General features: G+C 46.0%; 17 protein-coding genes. 9 read left to right on the plus strand and 8 right to left on the minus strand.

Annotated features, from left to right (window positions below; translation table 11 throughout):
- The first annotated feature begins 237 nt into the window (after positions 1-237).
- The 6 genes from AC5O63_RS12910 to AC5O63_RS12935 all read left to right on the plus strand — a co-directional run bounded on the left by AC5O63_RS12910 (position 238) and on the right by AC5O63_RS12935 (position 6,566).
- A complete protein-coding gene (locus tag AC5O63_RS12910; RefSeq protein WP_494505263.1) occupies positions 238-1,104 on the plus strand; it encodes a DUF72 domain-containing protein in 867 nt (288 codons plus the stop codon).
- A gap of 109 nt (positions 1,105-1,213) precedes the next feature.
- Positions 1,214-1,951, plus strand: coding sequence for a carboxy-S-adenosyl-L-methionine synthase CmoA (cmoA, locus tag AC5O63_RS12915; protein ID WP_004744321.1), 738 nt, complete (start codon positions 1,214-1,216; stop codon positions 1,949-1,951).
- A gap of 155 nt (positions 1,952-2,106) precedes the next feature.
- Positions 2,107-3,078 (plus strand): tRNA 5-methoxyuridine(34)/uridine 5-oxyacetic acid(34) synthase CmoB, encoded by a 972-nt coding sequence (cmoB, locus tag AC5O63_RS12920; protein ID WP_494505264.1) that lies wholly within the window; start codon positions 2,107-2,109, stop codon positions 3,076-3,078.
- Between the two features lie 229 nt (positions 3,079-3,307).
- The gene (locus AC5O63_RS12925; protein ID WP_494505265.1) at positions 3,308-4,054 is read left to right on the plus strand and encodes an ATP-dependent zinc protease family protein; all 747 of its coding nucleotides are present in this window, start codon (positions 3,308-3,310) and stop codon (positions 4,052-4,054) included.
- Between the two features lie 14 nt (positions 4,055-4,068).
- The gene (locus tag AC5O63_RS12930; protein WP_494505266.1) at positions 4,069-5,574 is read left to right on the plus strand and encodes an inactive transglutaminase family protein; all 1,506 of its coding nucleotides are present in this window, start codon (positions 4,069-4,071) and stop codon (positions 5,572-5,574) included.
- A gap of 2 nt (positions 5,575-5,576) precedes the next feature.
- The gene (locus AC5O63_RS12935; protein ID WP_004744325.1) at positions 5,577-6,566 is read left to right on the plus strand and encodes an alpha-L-glutamate ligase-like protein; all 990 of its coding nucleotides are present in this window, start codon (positions 5,577-5,579) and stop codon (positions 6,564-6,566) included.
- Between the two features lie 57 nt (positions 6,567-6,623).
- On the opposite strand, the gene AC5O63_RS12940 is transcribed toward AC5O63_RS12935, so the two are convergent.
- The 3 genes from AC5O63_RS12940 to AC5O63_RS12950 are packed head-to-tail and all read right to left on the minus strand — an operon-like array spanning position 6,624 to position 11,328.
- Positions 6,624-8,258 (minus strand): GMC family oxidoreductase, encoded by a 1,635-nt coding sequence (locus AC5O63_RS12940; RefSeq protein WP_494505267.1) that lies wholly within the window; start codon positions 8,256-8,258, stop codon positions 6,624-6,626.
- On the minus strand, positions 8,245-9,810 hold the full coding sequence (locus AC5O63_RS12945; RefSeq protein ID WP_494505268.1) for a long-chain-fatty-acid--CoA ligase: 1,566 nt from the start codon (positions 9,808-9,810) through the stop codon (positions 8,245-8,247). The genes AC5O63_RS12940 and AC5O63_RS12945 overlap by 14 nt, the downstream gene beginning before the upstream one ends.
- Positions 9,811-9,849: 39 nt before the next feature.
- The gene (locus AC5O63_RS12950; RefSeq protein ID WP_494505269.1) at positions 9,850-11,328 is read right to left on the minus strand and encodes a coniferyl aldehyde dehydrogenase; all 1,479 of its coding nucleotides are present in this window, start codon (positions 11,326-11,328) and stop codon (positions 9,850-9,852) included.
- A gap of 165 nt (positions 11,329-11,493) precedes the next feature.
- Between AC5O63_RS12950 and AC5O63_RS12955 the strand changes: the two genes are divergently transcribed.
- Complete coding sequence (locus tag AC5O63_RS12955) at positions 11,494-12,528, plus strand: AraC family transcriptional regulator (protein ID WP_494505270.1); 1,035 nt, start codon at positions 11,494-11,496, stop codon at positions 12,526-12,528.
- A gap of 43 nt (positions 12,529-12,571) precedes the next feature.
- Here AC5O63_RS12955 and mukB read toward each other — a convergent pair whose 3' ends face one another.
- The 4 genes from mukB to cmoM are packed head-to-tail and all read right to left on the minus strand — an operon-like array spanning position 12,572 to position 19,860.
- Positions 12,572-17,029, minus strand: coding sequence for a chromosome partition protein MukB (gene mukB / locus AC5O63_RS12960; protein ID WP_494505271.1), 4,458 nt, complete (start codon positions 17,027-17,029; stop codon positions 12,572-12,574).
- Positions 17,026-17,751 carry a chromosome partition protein MukE gene (mukE, locus tag AC5O63_RS12965; RefSeq protein WP_272786732.1) on the minus strand — a complete coding sequence of 242 codons (726 nt, stop codon included), beginning with the start codon at positions 17,749-17,751 and terminating at the stop codon, positions 17,026-17,028. The genes mukB and mukE overlap by 4 nt, the downstream gene beginning before the upstream one ends.
- Positions 17,732-19,066: a chromosome partition protein MukF gene (gene mukF / locus AC5O63_RS12970; protein WP_004744331.1), complete on the minus strand. Its 1,335-nt coding sequence runs from the start codon at positions 19,064-19,066 to the stop codon at positions 17,732-17,734. Before mukF ends, mukE begins: the two co-directional genes overlap by 20 nt.
- 2 nt (positions 19,067-19,068) lie before the next feature.
- Positions 19,069-19,860: a tRNA uridine 5-oxyacetic acid(34) methyltransferase CmoM gene (gene cmoM / locus AC5O63_RS12975; protein WP_069665913.1), complete on the minus strand. Its 792-nt coding sequence runs from the start codon at positions 19,858-19,860 to the stop codon at positions 19,069-19,071.
- A gap of 113 nt (positions 19,861-19,973) precedes the next feature.
- Between cmoM and elyC the strand changes: the two genes are divergently transcribed.
- Positions 19,974-20,777: an envelope biogenesis factor ElyC gene (elyC, locus tag AC5O63_RS12980; RefSeq protein ID WP_494505272.1), complete on the plus strand. Its 804-nt coding sequence runs from the start codon at positions 19,974-19,976 to the stop codon at positions 20,775-20,777.
- Between the two features lie 99 nt (positions 20,778-20,876).
- On the opposite strand, the gene torR is transcribed toward elyC, so the two are convergent.
- Positions 20,877-21,590, minus strand: a complete 714-nt coding sequence (gene torR / locus AC5O63_RS12985) for a two-component system response regulator TorR (RefSeq protein WP_494505273.1) — start codon at positions 21,588-21,590, stop codon at positions 20,877-20,879.
- A 237-nt stretch (positions 21,591-21,827) separates the two neighbouring features.
- Between torR and torD the strand changes: the two genes are divergently transcribed.
- A complete protein-coding gene (gene torD, locus AC5O63_RS12990; protein ID WP_494505274.1) occupies positions 21,828-22,475 on the plus strand; it encodes a molecular chaperone TorD in 648 nt (215 codons plus the stop codon).
- Positions 22,476-22,644 lie beyond the last annotated feature (169 nt).

Here is a 22,644-nt window from a genome sequence, read left to right on the forward strand (position 1 = left end):
TCTATCGGTGTTAAGTTTACCGATAGAGCAAAGTTCCATTTATACGCTGAAAGTGGGTCGAGATCGACTACCTAGCGTACAATTTATTGCGATTTATCATCTATTGATGCTTTTTAAACCAACAAAGGCGTAAAACAGCAGCAATATGAAAAAATTGGCGCTGATTATAGCCCTAATCTGGGTGGTTCAGCAAAACTCTCATTCAACCGATTCAAACTAAAGAATGTTGCAGCGAATATGGACAGTTTACCCATCAGGCTCGGGCTCACTATGTGGTCACACAACAATTGGCAGCAGAGCTTTTATGGCAGTGGCACCAAGCCAAATGAAAGATTGGAAAAATACGCCAGTGTTTTTCATACGGTAGAAGGAAACACGACCTTTTACGCCACACCGAACAGTGTCACGGTCAACAACTGGCGAGCGGCAACACATGATGATTTTCGTTTTACCTTCAAACTGCCGCAAAGCATCACTCACCAGCAAATGCTGCGTGGCTGTCAGGCTGAGCTAAAAAGCTTTATGGCGATTATGGAGCCACTGCATGAGCGTATCGGTCAGTGGACAATCCAACTGCCTGCTGCCTTTGGCCCTGAACACCTAGAAAACCTCAAGCAATTTTGCGCTCTGTTTCCACCTCACTACCCTATTGGTATTGAAGTTCGTCATCCTGCCTTTTTTGCCAAAGGCGATGCCGAAAAAGCGCTTAATGCTTGGCTCATTGAGCGAGGGTACGATCGCATCATCATGGACAGTCGCCCTGTCTTTGCAGCTAAGCCAGACAATGAAGCCATTATCGACGCTCAGCAAAAGAAACCAAAAGTGCCCGTTCATGCCATTGCAACGTCAGACAATCCTATGATTCGCTTTATCGGCCATCCTCAAGAAGAGAAAAATTACGACTTCTTTACCCCTTGGCTGAGTAAAATTCCTCAGTGGATCGAACAAGGCAAACAGCCCTATGTGATGATTCATACAGCGGATAATATCGTCGCGCCCGAACTGGCCGCTAATCTCTATAAACAGTTGCAAGAAACGGTAAAACTGCCCGACTTAAATGACTTTCCTGCAGTAGATGGCAACACACAGATACAGATGTTTTAGTCCATCTATGCTCAATACATGACAGAGGCGCGAAATTCACATAAAATACGCGCCTTTTTAATGGCTGTAGACTTGAGAGCACGGCATCTCACGTTGAGAGAACTGAGTTATGAACCCTAAGAGCAATCCAGATACTATTTTTTCGGCTCCAATCGATAAAATTGGGGATTTCACCTTCGACGAACGTGTTGCGGAAGTATTTCCAGACATGATTCAACGCTCAGTACCTGGCTACAGCAATATTATTTCTGCTATCGGCATGCTGGCTGAACGCTTTGTAAAGCCGCATTCCAATATCTATGACTTAGGCTGTTCTCTTGGGGCGGCGACACTTTCTATGCGTCGTCACATCAATCAAGAAGGCTGTCAGATTATCGCCGTCGATAACTCTTCAGCAATGGTTGAGCGATGCAAACTGCACGTTAACGCTTATCGTAGCGATACCCCTGTTGATGTCGTCGAAGCAGACATTCGCGATATCGAAATCGACAATGCTTCTGTCGTCGTACTTAACTTTACGCTTCAGTTCTTATCACCAGAAGATCGCTACACCTTGCTCGAAAAGATCTATGCAGGTCTTCGCCCAGGTGGGATTTTGATTCTTTCAGAGAAGTTTGTCTTTGAAGATCAAGTGTCGAATGAGCTGCTGATCGATTTACATCACGACTTTAAACGGGCCAATGGCTATAGCGAACTAGAAATCAGCCAAAAGCGCAGCGCGATTGAGAATGTGATGCGCCCGGACTCGAAAAAAGAGCACAAAGAGCGCTTCGCTAAAATCGGCTTTAGCAGCTACGATGTCTGGTTCCAGTGCTTTAACTTTGGTTCGATGTTCGCGATAAAATAGCGAGAAGCGAGAAGCGAGAAGCGAGAAGCGAGAAGCGAGAAGCGAGAAGCGAGAAGCGAGAAGCGAGAAGCGAGAAGCGAGAAGCGAGAAGCGAGAGAAGTGTTGGTTTGCGCTCATCTCGTGTCAAATTATCAATTTATTATCAGTGAAAAACTATGTTTAACTTTGCCAATTTTTATCAGTTAATTGCCCCAGACACGCGTCTTCAACCTTGGCTGAATGTCTTACCTCAACAGCTAACAGATTGGCAAAACGCAGAACATGGTGATTTTGGTCGCTGGCTAAAAGCACTTAACAAGATCCCAGAAGGTCACCCAGACCAAATTGATATTAAAAATGCGGTTGTGCTGGCTAACGATACCCCTTTTCATAGCGGCGAACTAAAAAAGCTCGAAAGTCTACTTCGCACTTTCCACCCTTGGCGTAAAGGCCCATACACGGTTCATGGTATTCATATTGATACTGAGTGGCGCAGTGACTGGAAATGGGATCGAGTGCTGCCACATATCTCTCCGCTAAAAAACCGCAGCGTGTTGGATGTTGGCTGTGGTAATGGCTACCACATGTGGCGCATGCTTGGTGAAGGTGCTCGACTGACTGTGGGCATTGATCCTTCACATCTGTTTTTAATCCAATTCGAAGCTATTCGTAAATTAATGGGTGGCGACCAGCGCGCGCACTTGTTACCACTTGGCATCGAGCAACTACCTAAGCTCGAAGCGTTTGATACTGTATTTAGCATGGGTGTGCTTTACCACCGCTGTTCACCGCTTGATCATCTTATCCAACTGAAGAACCAGTTGGTTTCTGGTGGCGAACTGGTACTTGAAACACTGGTCATTGAAGGTGATGAAACTTCAGTGCTTGTTCCAGTGGACCGCTATGCTCAAATGCGCAACGTCTACTTCTTCCCATCAGCAAAAGCACTCAAAGTCTGGCTAGAAAACGTCGGCTTTGAAAATGTGCGTATTGTGGATGAGAACGTGACAACCACAGGCGAACAACGAACAACTGAGTGGATGACACACAATTCACTGCCTGACTACTTAGACCCGAACGACCCGACAAAAACAGTCGAAGGTCACCCAGCTCCTCGCCGAGCGGTTTTAGTAGCAACTAAGCCATAAAATAGTCGCGAATTGACAGAGAGTTAACTCAACTCACACGGGAAATCATTTCGCGGACACGCAATCCCCAATACAATACCAAGGATGCATCGCATCCTTGTTTTTTTAAGCGTAAGCCTCTTTAAATCGTTTTATTGAGAATCTGACACAATTCGCTGCTTGTTTGTGACAAATTTATTACGCTAAACTTCTTATTTATCTATTGTTTTAATTACTTTTAGGTTTATCAATGTTGACAAGATTTACCCCTATCGTGGCACTAATGTTGCTGTCTGGTTGTACGCTTACAAATAGTGAGCAATACCACCAAGAAACGTTAGCCGCCATTCAAGCTTCAGAAACAAATCTAACCAACCAATATACAAACCTAAACTTACAGTTAAGTAATCAGTCTGACTATATAGAAAGTCTCGAAGACCAAGTTCATGAACTTGAGAAAAAACTCGCGGCGTTCAAATCAGAAGCATTAGAAGAAGTGCGCAAAAAGCCAGACCCAGTTGTCATCCCTGCTGCTGCACCTGTTGAAACCACACCAAGCCATGAAATCGTGTTAGGTGAAGTTGAGAAAGTCACGATCGACTCAATCAAACAGTCTTTTGATGCCCGAGTCGACACAGGAGCGGCCACGTCTTCATTAAACGCTATCGATATAGAACAGTTCGAGCGCAATGGCAAAAATTGGGTTCGTTTTCACCTCTCTGATGGAGAGAAAGAACTCAACGACACAAACTGGATCGAAGCGCCAATTATTCGCTTTGTAAAAATCCGTCAGTCAACGAATGAAGAAGTCGAACGTCGCGCTGTAGTTGAATTGTGGGTCAAACTCGGAAAAATCCATGAAAAAGCGCAATTTACCTTGGCAGATCGCTCGCAAATGAGTCATCCTGTACTCTTAGGTCGCGAGTTTATCCGTGATATCGCAGTGGTTGATGTAAGTAAAAAATACATACACACGGAAGTTCCTCAGAAACAATAAGGTAGCGTAGGCTTATGACGTCCAAAATTCCTTTTTATATATCAGTTGCGTTGATCATTTCAGCTGGTATTGCTTTAAGTATCTTTCGTCACCAAAACTACGGTGTTCCATGGACACCAGGTGAAACTCGACAAGTCTGGGACATTGAAGCGCGCGTCGAGTTTAATGGCCAAGGTAAACCAGTAAAAGCCTCTTTAGCAGCACCCCACACCCAAACTGGTTTTACCCTGATTAATGAATCTTCTTCTTCGCCAGGTTATGGCGTCTCTTACATTCAAACGGATACTGGACGCCGAGCTGAGTGGTCTATACGCAATGCGACGGGACCACAAACCATCTACTACAAAACTCAGTTCCTTGTTGACCCTCAAGCAAGCGTTGAGCCTATCGCACCGAACGATGAGATTAACCCTCCTACCTTCGATGGCCCTGTTGAAGCTGCAGCAATCGCTCTTATTGAGCGTGCCAATGAACGCTCTGCAGACGACATCACTTTCACACGTGAACTGATTAAATCACTCAATGACTCAGACAGCCAAAACGCTTCTCTGATTCTCAACCGTATGTCGAAAGTTGATGCTGTCGATAAGATCCTTGCTTACGCGAAAATCCCAAGCAAAGTAGTTGGTGTGATCGAGCTAGAAGATGGTCGTCGCCGCCAAACTATTCAGCAAATGAACCAAGTTTGGAATGGTGAAAACTGGATCTTGTTTAATCCGAATAACGCTAACCAAGTGATCAAAGAGAATATCCTTGTTTGGGATGAATCTAACGTGTCACTGCTTGATTTGATCGGCGGTCAAAACAGCCAAGTGCATTTCTCAATGATTGCGCAAGATGTGACACCATCACAAGCAACTCAAGATAAAGTAGAAGCTGACGGGCTACTTAACTTCTCAATCCATAGCCTACCTCTTGAAGAACAAGCCATGTTTAAAACCATCATGCTTATTCCGATTGGTGCGCTTATCGTTGTTTTCTTGCGAGTAATTATTGGCTTGAAAACGTCTGGTACCTTCATGCCAGTCCTGATTGCTGTGGCGTTTGTACAAACACAACTAGTTACAGGTATTGTCGGCTTCCTACTGATTGTCGGCACAGGCTTGGTTATTCGTAGTTATCTCTCCAAGCTTAACTTGTTGCTCGTGGCGAGGATCTCAGCAGTAATTATCACGGTGATTATGATCATCTCGGTCTTTACCGTTGTTGCGTTCAAGATTGGCCTGACTGAAGGTCTATCGATTACCTTCTTCCCTATGATCATTCTTTCTTGGACGATTGAGCGTATGTCGATTCTTTGGGAAGAAGAAGGGGCGAAAGAAGTGGTGCTTCAAGGTGGCGGCTCGCTACTTACCGCTGTATTGGTTTATCTAGCAATGACAAACCCATTCATTCAGCACCTTACGTTTAACTTTATTGGCCTACAGTTGATTGTCTTAGGTGGCATTCTACTATTAGGTACTTACACAGGTTATCGCCTAACTGAGCTTCGTCGCTTTAAACCACTTGCGGAGGACTAAACATGTTTTCACGTTTTACCTCGCAATTTACAACCCCTGGTAAGCTTCACCATAAAGGTATTATGGGGATGAACCAGCGCAACCACAGTTACATTGGGCGGTATAATGACCGCTCAAAGTACCCACTGGTTGATGATAAGCTCAAAACCAAGATCATTGCCCAACAACATGGCGCGACCACACCAGAATTGATAGGCGTGATCAGTAGCCAAGTTGAAGTAAAAACCATTCATAAGATGGTAAAAGATTGGCCGGGCTTTGTTATCAAGCCTGCTCAAGGGAGTGGTGGCAAAGGCATTCTGGTAATCACATCACACAAAGATGGCGTTTATACCAAACCTTCTGGTGCAACCATTAATCAAGAAGACGTCGAACGCCATATCAGTAACGCACTGGCCGGACTTTTTTCGCTTGGTGGTAAAAATGACGTAGCCGTGGTTGAAAACTTAATCAAGTTTGATGACTGCTTTGACGGCTTTAGTTATGAAGGTGTACCGGACGTGCGTATTATTGTTTTCAAAGGCTACCCTGTGATGGCGATGATGCGTTGTTCTACTGCCGCTTCAGACGGTAAGGCTAACTTACACCAAGGCGCAGTTGGTGTCGGTATTGATATCGCAACCGGACGCGCGGTTAGAGCGGTTCAGTTTGACCAACCAATCACCCACCATCCAGACACTGGCAAAGAGCTTGCTACACTGCAAGTTCCACATTGGGAGCGCTTATTAACGTTAGCTTCTAGTGCTTGGGAAATGACAGGGCTTGGTTATATGGGTACCGATATGGTGCTCGATAAAGAAGAAGGGCCAATGGTACTTGAACTCAATGCTCGTCCGGGTCTGGCAATTCAAATTGCTAATGGCGCTGGTTTGTTGCCAAGGCTTCATCACATTGAAAACTTAGGTCTGGGTATCGAATATCCAAAACCTGCTGAACGTGTCGCGTATGCGGCGAGGCAATTTGGTATCTTTGCCAAAGAAGTGACGAGCTAAACCCCTAATAACAAAAACCCGCTACATGCGGGTTTTTTAATCGCTTTAGTTCAGCTATTAAGCCAAACGCTCGCCGATATGCTCTTTGCACAAGCCGTACTTTAACTTAATTTTATCCGCCACTTTTTCGGCAATCATTATCGTAGGCGCATTGGTGTTTCCACCGATTAAAGTGGGCATAACTGAGGCATCAACCACTCTTAAGCCCTCTAATCCGTAGACACAAAGATGGTTGTCTACCACAGCGAGTGGGTCTTGCTCCGTCCCCATTTTACAGGTTCCGACGGGATGATACTGAGTGTCAGCGCGATTACGAATATCTTGCTCTATCGCTTTATCATCACTTGCATCGACAGGATAGAAGCTTTCTCCTCGTACATCGTCAAACGCCTCACTTTCTAACATTTGATGCTGTTTTTTCCACGCCTTAATCATGACAGGCATATCATCAGGATGGCTAAAAAACGCGGGATCAATGCGGGGAGAGTCGTACGGATCTGCGCTTCTTAGTTTCACCGTGCCTTTGCTCTTAGGCCGCAGCAAGGTGACGTGGCTACTGAATCCATGACTTAAGTGGATTTTCCTAGCATGGTCGTCAACCACAGCGACAACGAAAACAAATTCAACATCCGGAATTTTCACATCATCATCTGAGCAAAAGAACCCTATTCCCTCAGCATAATTGCTGGTTAGTTTTCCGCTCCGATGACGCCGCCATTCAGGAAGCGCCTTGCTCATCTCCGCGGCCATTTGAAGTGATACACCAAATGTCGACTTCTTTGCACTGCATTTATAGGAATGGATCAGATCAATATGATCTTGCAAGTTCTCACCGACACCAGCCAGTTCATGAACCTGATAAATGCCGTGTTTGTCCAACTCTTGTTTAGGACCCACACCGGAAAGCAATAGGAGTTGTGGCGAACCAAATGCGCCAGCCGAAAGGATCACTTCTTTGCGGCACTTAATCTGGAAGCGTTTTCCCGCCAAACCATACTCCACACCGATCGCTCGCTTATCGCGAAACAAGACTTTATGTGTCGTGGCTTTAGTCACTACCGTCAGATTAGGTCGAGATATATTGGGAGTAAGATAGGCTTTAGCGGCGCTACAACGCTCACCATTTAGCTGAGTCACTTGGGTGGCCATCGCGCCAAACTGAGCTGAACCATTGATATCTTTGTTACGCGGCACACCAATCAACTCACATGCCTGTAGATACTTCTCTAACATCTCACTTGGGCAACGCAGATCAGCAACATTCAGCGGCCCACCTTGACCATGGAACTCATCATGATGGACTTCGTTATGTTCGGCTTTTTTGAAGTAAGGTAAACACTCATCATAGCTCCAGCCTTCGTTGCCTAAGCTTGCCCACAAATCATAGTCATAACGGTGTCCACGGGCATACATCATGGCGTTAATTGAGCTAGAACCACCCAACGTTTTACCCCTTGGCTGATAACCTTTACGTCCATTGAGCCCCGGCTGCGGCACTGTTTCAAATCCCCAGTTATTGTATTTTGTCGGCATCATGGCAACCATACCAACCGGAGTATGGATAAAGGGGCTGGTGTCTTTACCACCAGCTTCCAACAGGCAAACACTGGTATTGGGGTCTTCGGACAGACGAGCGGCTAGCACGCAACCCGCTGAGCCGCCACCAACAATAATGAAATCATAACTGTCCATCCACCAGTTCCTCGACACTAAGTGGGTGAAGTTCGCGTTTAAGAATCTTTCCGGTTGCCGTCATTGGTAACGACGCTCGGACAAAGACTCGGCGCGGATACTTGTAATCTGCTAACTGCTCTTTTGCCCAAGCGACTAGCTGTTCTCCACGAACATCGGAACTGTCGCGTAAAACGACGTGAGCATGAATCTCCTCACCTAAAACATCATCTTGCTCACCTACGACGGCTACCATTTCAACCTCAGGGTGACACATGAGCACTTCTTCAATTTCACGCGGATAAACGTTATAGCCACCGCGAATGATCATATCTTTGACTCGGTCGACAATGAACAGATTGCCGTGTTCATCGAGTCGGCCAATATCACCAGAGAAGAACCACCCATCTTTCAGCGCCTCTTCGGTCGCTTGAGGTCTTTGGTAGTAGCCTTTCATCACACTTGGGCTCTTAATGCAGATCTCACCCAGCTCCCCTGTTGCGAGTTTCTCACCTAGGCTATCGACTATCTTAACCATATGCCCACAAAGAGGCTGGCCGACACTACCGGGTAAGCGTTCACTATCTAAATGGTTAAAGGTTGCCACAGGCGCTGTTTCAGACAGTCCGTACCCTTCCAAAATTGGCACCTCAAATCGTGATTCAAACTGGCGCAACACTTCTACCGGCAAAGAGGCACCACCGGAGGCACTGAGTCGCAAGCTATTTTTTACTTGTTCACAATGCTCCGGTAGCTGCTCTCCTGCTTTGAGTAGAGCGATATACATGGTTGGCACCCCAGCGAAGATAGTCACACCATGCTCAACGATTTCCTCTAGTACTGATTTTGGTTCAAATCTTGGTATCAGCACCATATCCGCACCCGTCAATACCGCCGTATTCATCATCACGGTTTGTCCAAAACTGTGGAAAAGGGGTAAGGTGATCATTGTGGTATCACTGTGCTCTAGTCGCAACAGATACTGTGATGACATCGCGTTGGTCATCATATTGGTATGTGACAGCTCAGCACCTTTGGGTTGGCCTGTCGTACCCGAGGTATATAAAATAACGGCCGTGTCGTCACCATTACACGAGACGGACTCAAAATCGCTCAGTTCACTTTGAAGCCATTGATTGAAGGAGTATTCACTCGTTTGGTCGTCTCCTGGCATAGCAACAAAATGCTGGCAAGTCTCGACCTGCTCAAACCCAGCTCGACCATAATCACCAATAGGTAAATCTGGAGTGCCATCAAAGCAAAGGTACGCTTTGGCATCGGAGTCTTTGAGGTGATAAGCCACCTCTCTAGACTTAAATAACACATTCAGAGGTACCACAACACAACCTGCTTTTAAGATCCCATAATAGGCAATTGGAAAGTAAAGTATGTTCGGACAAGAAAGCGCAACTTTGTCGCCTTTTTCGAGCCCCAACTGCTTCAGTTGCAGCGCAACTTTATTCGACAACTGATTGAGCACTTGGTAGCTCATGGCTTGAGTACCCATCTGTAGCGCACGTTTATTTGGAAACAGCGCAGCACTGCGCTCTAGGTTAACAGCAAGGTTATGCATCCATGTTCTCCTCTAGGCGGTCAGCCTACTGATCTGATGTTATTTAGTTTGGTTCTTTAATGTAGGGTCTGGCTTACCGACAAAAAGTCGTACCGCCAGTTTTTGAATTGGATTGCCATACGGAGGCGCAAACAACCCAATAGGGAACCACTTACGCATTTGGAAAACACTGCGTGCATGGCTAAGTTCACGAAATCCTTCTTCACCGTGATAGTTGCCAATGCCCGAGTTACCCACACCACCAAATGGCACAGAGTGATTAAGTACATGCCAGCCCCAGTCATTGATCGTCACACCGCCACTATGGGTACGAATAAGCAACATTTCTCGCTGTTGCTTATCATGACTGAATAGATAGCAAGCCAAAGGTCTTGGACGCTCGGTGATGTAAGTAATGACTTGATCTAGGTCTTGATAACCCAGCACAGGAAGAAGCGGGCCGAAGATCTCTTCTTGGCAGATACGCATCTCCGCGGTTAAATGAGTCGCAATGTAAAGCGGTGTTTTACGCCCCTCTCCTTCATCTAAACATTGAGTAATGATGGCTCCCTTTTCACGAGCATCATCAAGCAATTCATGAAACCTTTGATGTTGCGCATCGTCCACCAATGCTGTGTAGTCTTGGTTGTTATTTAGCTGCTGATACATCTCTTTGTGTGCATGAGAGACCGCCGCGACAAAGTCATCGACTTTTCCTTCCGGCACAAATGCGTAATCCGGTGCAATACAGATCTGCCCGGCATTAAATCCTTTGCCATGCGCGATACGTTGTGCTGCCTGCTCGATATCGTAATCATCAAAAACAACAACCGGAGACTTGCCACCTAGCTCCAAAGTAACCGGAGTTAAGTTCGCCGCTGCATTTGCCATGATGACTTTGCCACTCTTAGGTGAACCTGTAAAAATGAGATGATTGAATGGAAGATTCGAAATTTCCATCGCTTGAGGGTGATTCCCCTCGACAATACGAACGATGTCAGTCGAATAGATTTCACTAAGAAGCTGAGTAAGCACTTTAGTGGTTGCAGGACAGTTCGGCGGCATTTTAATCATGCAACGGTTGCCTGCCGCAAGCGCGGTAATCAAAGGACCAACGGAGAGATAAATTGGAAAGTTCCAAGGGCAGATAATCCCCACCACACCTTTTGGCTGGTATCTCACCTCTAGCTTATTACCTTTAAATAACCATTCCGTTGGACGCCTGCTCGGCTTCATCCACTTGCCGATATGACTTAATACATGATTAATATCCAGTATCGGCGCGAGAACATCCGCCATAATCGATTCGGTGTGGCTGCGCCCGCCAAAGTCTTCACTCATCGCGTCCGCTAACATATCTTGGTAGCGTGAAAGCTGTCTCTTAAGGGCTTTTAAACGCTGTTTTCTGACCGCTAGACTTGGTAGAGGTTCTTTTTTGTATCCCAGTTGAAGTTCATTAAACCAAGTTGTCAGTTCACTCTCCGGACGATCGCAGTGTTGTGTTTTTTGCTCGGCTAAATTGGTTGTCATCATGTTCATCTGAGGTACCTCACTTATCTCAATGGTTTATTACAACATTTCATTAACATCATGCACAGGTGTGAGAAAGACATAAATCGGTGAAATTCGGACACGAATAACAGACCTAGTCAAATCATTGCGCTATAAATAAGCCTGAAACTAGCATCACATTAAGGAAGGGAAATGGAGTATAGCGCGGTTTATGAACCCGACATGCAGGCATTTGGCATTCTTGACGTGCAATTACTGACAAGATATCTAGAGAACCAGATCCCGGTCGAGGAACTGCTTGAAGGAAGTGGTATATCGCTTGCCGAGCTATATTCCCCTGAAACGCATATCACCCTTGCCCAGAAATTGATCATTTTTAGCAATGCTGTGAGCTTATCTAATGAGCCTGATCTAGGCTTAAAAGTCGGTCAACAGGCCCGTTTCAGTGATTTTGGTGTTCTGGGTTATGCCGCCTTTAGTAGCAGCACTTTGCTTGATGCTTTATTGCTTGGTTTCAAATATCTACGCCTTGCCGGCCCCGTGCTGAGAAAGAAAATGTGGATTGAACAAGATCGCGGTTACTTTCGCGCCGAGCAACTGATCGACCTCGATTCACTGCTGCCTTTTTGCTGTGAGTATTGGTTTGCCGCAATTCAAAATCTGTGTGAAGAAGTCATGCAGCAGCCCTTTCCTTCTTATGTGCTTAAATTCCCATACCCTAAGCCAGAATATGGCGATGCCTACAACCAATTGTTTCGCTGCCAAATCGAATTCGATTGCCAAGAGCTAGAATGGGAGTTTGACGCGAGTAGCTTGCACGACCCACTACCATCAGCGAATGCTATGACACTGCAGATGTGCTTGAAGTCTTGCGATGAGATGTTAGCGAAAGTCAGCAGCACACCAAGCTTAAAAGAGAAGATTACTCAGATGTTTGTCGAAAGCCCGGGTAGCTACCCCTCCATTGAAGCGCTTTCAACGCAGCTCGGTATGTCATCTCGAACACTGAGGCGACACCTAAAAGCTGAACAAACAAGCTACCAACAGCTCCTCGACCACGTTCGTTTTCATCTGGCCAAACACTACCTTGTTTCAACAGGCTTAAACATTGAAGAAATTTCCGAGCGGATAGGTTTTTCTGACAGTGCCAACTTCCGCCATGCGTTTCGCAGGTGGAGCGGTTACTCACCTAAACAGTTTCGAAACCAAGCAACTACCACTCAATAAAAATGCCCGCTATGTTAGCGGGCATTGTCCATTTGGCTTGTGTTTATAGCTCTTCAACCAGTTGTTGAACTTCGCTAGTGGCCTTTTTCTCCTGACCAAAGCCTCTCAAGCCTACCACGTGTACATGCTCGTGATCTTTAAACACTTTACGTACTAGCTTGTAGGTGGTGCCTTTTTCAGGGCTGATATTCTCTGGTGCGGCAATCAGAAGCTGCATGTCTAGACGATCACACAGTTCAAACAAGGTCGATATCGACTTAGCATCCAGACGAGCGGCCTCATCAAGGAACAACAGACGACAAGGAGCAATGTCTTTACTACGTAGACGACGCGACTCTTCTTCCCAGCTTTGTACCACCATAAGAAGAATCGATTGACCTGTACCGATCGCTTCCCCCGTAGATAGCGCGCCGGATTCGGCTTGTAGCCAGCCATCTGAACCACGGTTAACTTCCACGCTCAGCTCTAGGTAGTTACGGTAGTCAAGAAGCTCTTCGCCCAACACTTGTGGAGAACGCTGACCCATATCAATATGTGGGTTAACACGCTGGAACAACTTAGCCATTGCTTCTGAGAAGGTGTAGCGAGGCGATTCGAACAAGTCTTTATGCTGCTCTTGTTGCGCTGACAAGCCATTGAGAAGCACTTCGTGACTTTCACGAATCTTCACGTTTAGACGTACACCTTTCACCTGACCAAACGAGATGTTTGACAGACCTTGGTTGAGCATACGAATACGGTTTTGCTCACGCTGAATCGTCTTCTTAATAATGCTAGCGACAGACTCTGAGCTGATTGCCAAGCGGTTTTCACGTTGCGTCAGCTCTTCGGTGAGTCGAGCCAGCTCAACTTCCATCTCTTCAATCGCTTCAACCGGGTCATCGGTACGGATAATATCCTGACGAATACGCTCACGTAGATGTTGGTAAACGGCAATATAGAACAGAACTTTGCGCTCTGGTCGTGCATTATCTTCAGAAAGGCGAAGCGCATCACGTAGGTCTTCGTTATCGGCCACAGCCAGACGAAGCGCACCGAGTGACTTATCTGACATCGAACGTAATTCGTTATCAGACATGTAAGCCAATTCGCGTTTATGCAGACGACGTTCAACATCATTCTCACGCGCCAAACGCAGCACCGAGCACCAACCCGCTTTCGCAGCCACTACGAAAGTACGCAGTTCAACGTACTCTTTCTGTACCTTCTTCAAACGTTTAGCGAGCGACTTCATCTCAAGTTCTGTAGACGTAATTGTACGCTCATATTCACTCTTACGTGAACGAGACGTATGCAGCCGTTCCTGAAGCTCATCGCGACGACGCATAGCGCGCTCTGCCGCACCTTCATCAGCGGTCACACCGTATTCTTGAAGCTCTTGTTTGAACTCCTGAACCGTTTCTAGTTTGGCTTGATGTGAGCTTTTCAGTGATGCCAATACTTGGTTGTATTGGTTCATTTGACCTTGTGCTTGCTTAAGCTCATCACGAGAGCGAGTACGCGCGCGTTCTGCTTCAACTAACTTCGCTTTTAGCTGTTCGCTTAGCTCACTGCTTTGGTTGAGCAAATCAACCGAGTCAGAGTAAGCAAAATAGTGACGACGCTCGACAAGATCAGACAGGGCAAAGATCTGTTTCTTCAACTGCTGAAGTTTTTGGTCAGCCGCTTGATATTCAGCTTCTAGCGCATCAAATTGCTCTGGGTCAGCATCCAGTGCTGAAACGATCTTCTCTAGCTCAGCAATGGTTTTGCCGTGATTGGTAACAAAAGACTTGGCTTCCGTTAACTTGGCAAGATTCTGTTCCAACTCTTCAAATTGAGCCGATAGTGCATCATCTTCAATCAGCGCCATGTTCGGTGCAATTTTATCCAGAGACGCTAAGGCTTGTTTGCTGCCGAGTAGTTGGCTGCGCTGCTGTTGCTCTTTTGCATCAAGATCAGCCAGTACGCGTACAAGCTGATTACGCTTGTCACGAATGGTCGCCAGAGCTTGTTCAGGGTCAGCTTCAAATGCCACCTGAATATGTTTCGCAACAAAGCTGTTGAACGCTTGGTACATACGCTGAAGTTTTTGCGAGTCGAATGCCGCTTTAGCGTGCTCTTCAACCACTTCTTCACGTTCGTTGCGCAGTAGCTCTAAACGCTGTTCACGCGCAGCGCGACCAAACAAAGGAATCTCTGGTAAACGAGAGTAACGCATTTGGCGGTCGTTCATACGCACACATACTGCACCTTCAAGCTCTTCTGCATCGAACGAACTGTCATCAAACGCATCTACATCACCTTCAATGATGTAAAGGTCTTCAGGACAGTCATCCAATTCCACCAGCTTCTCTTCAATGCCAGATAGATCGGATACAACGATCGCATGACGTGCAGGGCCGTACATAGCACTGAAATATGGCGCGTCACCAATGGTGATATCGTCATAAATTTCAGACAGTAATATGCCACCAAGCGTATCGGCTAGCCCTTTCAAACGTGGGTCGTTAGAGCCACCAGGAGAAGCTAAACGCTCAATCTCACCTTCAAGCTGAGTGCGGCGCTCTGCCAACTTATCTTTAGCAACAGACTGCTTCTTCTCTTCTTCTAGCACAACCTGCATATGACTCATAACAGACTGGCTATCGTAGAGGTCAGCACCACTTTGCTCGCGCAGAGACTCAAGTGCATCGTGCGCTGCAATCCAAGTTGGCGCTATGGCCTCTAGCTTTTTGATTTCTGCAGAAGCGTCTTGCTCTAGGCGGCGCTGTTCACTGCGCTGCTCACGAACCTCTTCTTGAGACATCTCTAGTGATTCAATTTGCATCGCATGACGTTCACGCTCTTGCTCAAAGGTCAGTTCATCAATCAAATCAACATGGTGCTGCTTTTGATATTCGCCAACCAGTTCTTGAGTCTGACGCTGCTTATGCAAGCGACGCTCAACATCGCGATGCTGCGCGCGCCACTGCTGTTCATTTTGTACTAGCTGCTGGGCTTCTCGACCTTGAGCGATGGCCGCTTTCGCTGACTGAGACGCTTGGTTACGTTCCACATTGCCAACAATGCTCTTAACCAGTTTTAATGCTGTTTCAAACTGCTCTGCCGCAGCAGATGACATATCAAGCTTGTGCTTAGTGGCCAGCAGTTCATTGGTGCTTTGCGCTTCGTTATCTTTTAACTGCGCAACCAACGCCTGAGCTGATTCTGGTGTTAGATCTTCGTTTTGTAAAAGCAGCTTGGCTTTTTCTAGTGCCTGCACCGCTTGTTGGTATTGCAGCGCACGAGTCTGCTGCACATCCAATGCCTGTTGGTAATCGGCAAGTTGAGTTTTCAAGCTATCGACTTCTTCCTCAGAAACCGTCGCTTGTTCCTCAACCATAAGCACACGTTCTTGCGCTTCTTCTACTACCATCATCTGTTCTTCAAGACGTTCTTGAAGCTCTTCAAGATCTTCTTGGTAGCGTTCAATTTTCTCTTGCTGACGCAGTGCGTTTTGCACTAGCTGTAAGTGGTCTGAAGCCGCCTGATAGTCTTGCTCTAGCGACGACTCAGATTCAACCAGTAGCTCTAGCTCTTCTTGCACACGGTTAAGCAGGTTATTTTGTTCTAGCAAAGTCTCACGCGAGCTAAACAGCTCAGAGCGCAGTGACAAGGTCTGCTCGAGTTTGTTGCGACGATCATTAGCATGGCGCATGTAATCCGCCGCCACATAGTTAGTCGATTCGGTGATTAAATGCTTAAACAAGTCGCGATCAGCCTGAGTGGTTTTAATCGCCTCAAGTGTCATGCGGTTTTCGCGCAGCGCCGATTCCATATCTTGGAACGCTTTTTTAACACCGCCATTTTGTGGCAAGAGGTAATCGCGAAGTGAACGAGTAATCGCACTTGAGATACCACCGTACAGCGATGCTTCGATCAGACGATAGAACTTAGAGCGGTCGCTAGAATTGCGTAATTTCTTCGGAATAACGCCGAACTCAAACATTTGAGAGTGGTAATCGACAATCGAAGAGAAAGCTTTGAATTGTACGCCTTCAATTTGGCCGATCGACTCTTTCACTTCGTTGATCTGGCGAACACGAGCTTGAGTATCTGAAACACTTTCGATCAACACATCAGTCGGTTTGATATGGCTTGGTAAGCCTTGAATCACAAACGGCTTGATGTCGACTTTTTTGTCTCGACCAGCGACCTGCTGCAGCTTAACTGCAAACAACAAACGTTGATTACGTGAATTCACAACATCGAGTGCAGCATAACAAGCGCCGGCTTGTAACTTACCGTACAGACCTTTATCGCGAGAAGATTGGCTACTGCCCGCTTCTGTTGTGTTACGGAAGTGAAGTAAGGTTTGATCGGGAATCAGAGCAGTAATGAAAGCTGCCATGGTTGTCGACTTACCTGCACCGTTACCACCTGAAAGCGTGGTGACTAGCCCATCGATATCGAAAGTACGCGCAAAAAAGCCGTTCCAGTTGACCATGGTTAGCGATTGATATTTACCTCTTTCAATCATGCTTCACCCTCTTCCATCATTTCTTGTTCAGCGCTATCGTCGCTGTCAGTTTGTTCTAGTAAGCTACCTTGGCTTGGCTCTTTAGTATGCACAACCGCTTCACCATCACGGATTAGGCGCAGCTGCGCTTCACGCATATCGTCACCAACTCGTACATCAGCACCAAAGCGGAAAACCGACTCACTGATGCTAAATTTACCCGTTTCACCAATGTTGATGATCATACCTAGGCGGCGCAAACGGCGCAGCGAGGTGCGCACTTTTTCAAAAAGCTTCTCTTTGTCTAAATCAGAGCCAGTTGCACGATTGGTCACTAGCTTCATGAGCTTTTCTTCATCGGCAAGGGCCAATAGCTCTTCATACAGCTCTTGGTTAGTAAAGATACCTTCATGTGCCAAACGCTCTGGGCTTAGGTAAAGGAAACACAATACCTTACCTACCAACATATCAAGCTCTGAAAGCACACTACGACCAATCAGAGACGTAGAACGCGGTCGCAAGTAGAAAAAGCCTTCAGGCGCTTTCACGAGTTCCGTGTTGTAGCGTTGATAGAAAGAGGACAACTCCACTTCGAAGTCTGACAACAATGCGTGGTTATCAAGATCTTCGCTTGAGATATGACGCCCTGCTCGCAGCATACTGTCTAGCGCTGGGAACAGAGGGTTTGAAATTGCTTTTGCCAGATTATCTGACATGTATTCATTAATATCGGTCGATGACATTTGCTTGTACCTTTGCACCAAATTCGTTGATCGCTTGCCAGTCCGGTTGAATGGCTTGGTAGTCAGACTCTGAGTAGCCTAAACGTACCGCTTGGTCGATAACAATTCGAGCTAAATCAAAATGATGAGTTTGCGGATGCTGTGCTAGGTAGTCACGTAGCACTAAGCCCAGATCGATAGGTGCACCTTGCTCTTTATGAACTTTAAGCATGCCTGCAATACGATCTGACAATTCATCATTGACCTGTTGGAACTCTTCGTATTCCACTTCTAGTGGTACTTGGCCGGTAACTTCATCATCTCTCAGTACCAAGGCCTCATCACGAAGATCGGTTAAGCGCTCGGCATCTGCGTAAGTCAGGTACCAAGGCATATCGAAATACTCTTTGACGGATTGACGTAAACGAGAACTGAATGCTCGGTTCTTATCCATATCAATCGCGGTTCGAATAAATTTGTGAACGTGGCGGTCATAACCGATCCAAAGATCGATCGCTTGCTGACCCCAACTGGTGATGCGATCAAGCTTCATTTGCAGACCAAACAGAGTTTCTGCAATAAACTCCAGCTCATCATCACCATAAACCAGTTCTTGAATATCAAGAATCTGCGTCTGTAGCTCGTCGCCAGCGGCTTGAAGCGTATCTTGTAGCTCTTTGAGGGTATTGGATGTCTCAGAAAGCAACGCTTCACAGTTGTTGATAGCGTCGCGCCAGTCTTTGTTTAACAGTTCAGCAATCTGAATCTTAACCGACTGCTGCTGCTCATCCATCACACGCTGGTTCAGATCGATCTGATCAAAGATCTCTCCCACTGAGTACTTAAGCACACCATAGACGTTCTTACGCCAATGACCTGGCGTTCCGCCCTGACGCGCAGACTCAATTGCCTTCGACATTTCGTCAGCAACCATTGAAAGCTGGATCGAGAGCTTAAGTTTAGAGAACTCGCGATGTCGGACGTAGTAATCGGTAATCCCTATCGCAAGCGGTGACAGGCGATAGATACTGGCGCCATCGGTCACTTCACTGGTAAAACGGCTAATCAGTCGTTGTTTGACCATTTCGTTAATCGCGTTGTTAGCGCGAAACGCCGACGCGTCACCCGTTTCTTCAAATAATCGGGTAACAATGGTAAACGCATCATGCAATTCACCTTCACCCAATTCTTCATCGAACCTTTCATTACTGAGCACAGCAATAGCGATTAGAAATGCCAGTCGCTCTGTTGTCAGGTTCAATGAGAAATCATGCTGCTTAACCCAACCGACCAATTCATCGATCGGCTGCTCAGCATTTAGAGTCATCTCACTCATTGTTAGTCCTGCTTATCTTTCTTTTGTGCCCATACATGTATGTATCGACCTAACGAGAGGTATGGCTCTTCTCTGCACAGTTGTCTTTCTAGTGCCAACACATCTTCATACTGGTAGTCGCCCATGTACTCCATATTGCCTATGTAGTCACTAAAGCAGCGGATACCAGATTTGCCACAAATTGAAAAACCAGCGTCTTCAATCCACTGGTAGACCTCTTCAGGTTTTAAGCCTTTTTGCGGCTGTAATTTAAATCTTTTGCGATGCGGCATTCCGTCTAATACATGAGGAATGTTACCGCACACGACATTCTTGTAGACCAAACCATGGTGGTTATAGAACATAATAGAAGCCATACCACCCGGCTTTACTTGTTCTAGTACTTTCTCTAGCGCAGGTTTAGGATCCGCTAACCACTCCATCACCGCATGAAACAGGACCACATCCACTTGGGATTCTAGGTGCTGGTCAAGCGATTGGACTGGCGAATGAATGAAGCGATACTGCTCAAGCAGGCCATTTTTTGCAATATCCTGCTCTGCCAATAGCAACATTTCAGAAGATAGATCACATAACGCGACATGATGTCCGAGCTTAGCTAGCTTTTGCGACATTTGTGCCAAACCGCCACCCGCATCTAGCACATTGAGTTGCTGATTTGCCCCATCAACAGTATTAAGTATCTGTTGAAGATCTTCCCAAACAATGACTTGGCGAATCTCTCCTTTGTCAGAACCGTAAATATTTTTTGCAAATTTGTGGGCAATATCGTCGAAATTGCGGTCTTCAGTCACAGCAGCTTAGGTTATCATGTCTAATCGTGCTGCTATTCTGTCATAAGAAAAGCAGGAATAAAGAGGCTTTCTCTTAAATTATAATCAATTGATGTTTTTTCGGACTATTTAGTATGTTTGAGCTGAAAAAAGTTGTGTCTTCTCTACTTATGCCGCTTCCCGCGATGCTAATAATCGGTCTATTCGGCTTAATGTTGATCATGTTTACCCGTAAACAGAAGACAGGCTGCTTTGTTGTTCTATTCTCTTTCATCGGTATCTTCCTCATCGCTTTTCAACCCGTTTCTTCTCGTTTGTTGATGCCGCTTGAACGCCAATACTCGGCCTTTTTTCCGGTCGACCAATCGATCGATTACGTTATGGTGCTCGGCAGTGGTCATGTCGTAGACGATAAGATCCCACCCACTTCTGAATTAAGCCGAACCGGTTTGATGCGCCTTGCCGAAGGTATTCGCATCATGCGTATTTACCCTGGGTCTAAATTGATTTTATCTGGCTATGCGGGCGGCTCTGAAGTGAGCAATGCCCGTATGATGGCGAAAGTGGCTCTCGCCCTTGGCGTCTCGAAATCTGACATTATTCTGTTAGAAACCGCCAAAGATACTTGGGAAGAAGCGAGACAAGCGGCAGCATTCGTTAATACCAAAAAGCTGGTTGTGGTGACTTCAGCAAGTCATATGGAGCGTGCTCTGAATGAATTCTACTCTGCAGGATTAAAGCCGTACCCTGCACCGACCAATTACCTTGCGCATGATAAAGTTACGCAAGCATGGGCTAAATACACGCCTAAAGCGGTGTACTTGGAGCAAACCGAGCGTTATTGGCACGAAACCTTAGGTCAAATTTGGCAAACGCTTAGGAATTGGGCGTCAGATTATGAAGAGCAAGCGCTGCAAGCCGCTGAAAGTAAAGTTTGATTTTTGATACCAATCAGAATAAGAAATCTAGATAGAAAAATACCGAGGCAAGCCTCGGTATTTTTATGTCTGTTAGCTTGGTGTTAGGGTCTATTGACCTTAGTCACCGGCAAACATATAGCCTTCGCCATGAACGGTAACAAAGATTTGTGGATTCTTTGGATCGAATTCCATTTTTGCTCGCATGCGACGAATCAAGACATCGATGGTGCGATCGTTTGGCGCATCAACACGGTGGCTGATCATGTTTAAGATACGTTCGCGGCTGAGAACCTGATTTGGATAAGAGGATAAAGCCACAAGCAGTTCATATTCTGCTTTAGTCAGCTTAACCGGCTCACCGTTACGACTCAGTGCACGGCGCTGAACGTCAAACGTCCACTCACCAAAGCGAACAACATTATCATCTTGCTTCGCTGCGCTGTCAGAGCCCGACGAGTTACGTGCAGCGGAAATTCGCCACAGTAAATTCTTGACTCGAACCAATAGCTCGCGTAATTCAAAAGGTTTAGTGACATAGTCATCGGCACCCATTTCGAGACCAACGATTTTGTCGATGCAGTCCGTGCGTCCTGTTACCAGGATAATTCCAATGTCTGATTGACTGCGAAGTTCGCGAGTTAGCATTAATCCATCTTCACCGGGTAGATTAATATCCAACATCACCAAATCAATCGCGTTGCTTTGTAGCATGTCTCGCATCTGCTCGCCGCTTTCTGCTTCGCTGACTTGGTAACCTTCATTCTGAAAGTAGCCAACGAGCTTACTGCGAGTCACTACGTCGTCTTCTACTACTAGTACGTGATAACTCATCTGCACCACTTAATTTGCATTGGGAATAGTTCTATCATTTATTCTATTCATAAATAGTAACATTTCTAGTATTTATCACTTTAAAAACGAGAAAGATGATTTTTTATTGATTCAAGACAAAACCGCCGCCTTTGTTAATAAATGCTCATAATTCATCTTTTATTGTCACGTAAGCCATTACCGCTATTCATTTTTATTAGTTACACTAATAGGTAGTTATTTTGGGAGTGATACCTAATGCAAGAAATCAAAGCATTCAACGAGAAACGTGCGGAAATCTATTGGTGGCTTTCAAGCCTTTACGCCAAAGAGTTAACTGAAGAGAACCTTGAGCAGTACCATTCAGCTCAAATCCGCTCTTTCCTTACTGGCCTTGGCGAGAATGCCGCTCTTAAACCGTCGATTGATCGTGTCATTGATGCACTTAATCGCTTAATCGATCGCGAAGATGCACAACTAGAGCTTGCTGCTGATTTTTGTGATCTATTTTTGAAGTCTGACCGCGACTCTGCACTACCTTACGCTTCAATGTACATTGGAGAGACTGGCCTGCTTAACGACAAACCAGCGAAAGAGATGGAAGCGTTAATGCTAGAGCATGGTGTTGCTGTCGATGAAGGCTTAAATGAACCTGCTGACCATATTGCCATTGAGCTGGATTTTCTCGGCAACCTCATCATTCGCTCTAATGAGCTTGAGCAAGAGCGTCATATTGAAGAAGCACTGATCGAGCAAGAGGGCTTCATTCGTCAGCACCTTCTAAGTTGGACCCCTAAGTTTTCAGCTAAGTGTCAAACACTCGATGAGTTCGGTTTTTACTCGGCGATCGCTTCTCTCACAGTGGCATTCTTAGAGTTAGATTGCACATACTTAATTGGTGAATAGAGTCTGACAATGTGAACTGACACAGGTCAGTTCGAAGAAATGTGTTTGCCCTAAGTCGGATTGCGGTCTAAAATCGTGACCGCAAACGATAAAAATGAACTATTCAAATACAAACCGCTAAATAAGAGCGGTTTTTGTGTTTCTGATACTTTCTGCCAACTTATTCTAA

Source organism: Vibrio sp. SCP2 (genome assembly GCF_059295395.1).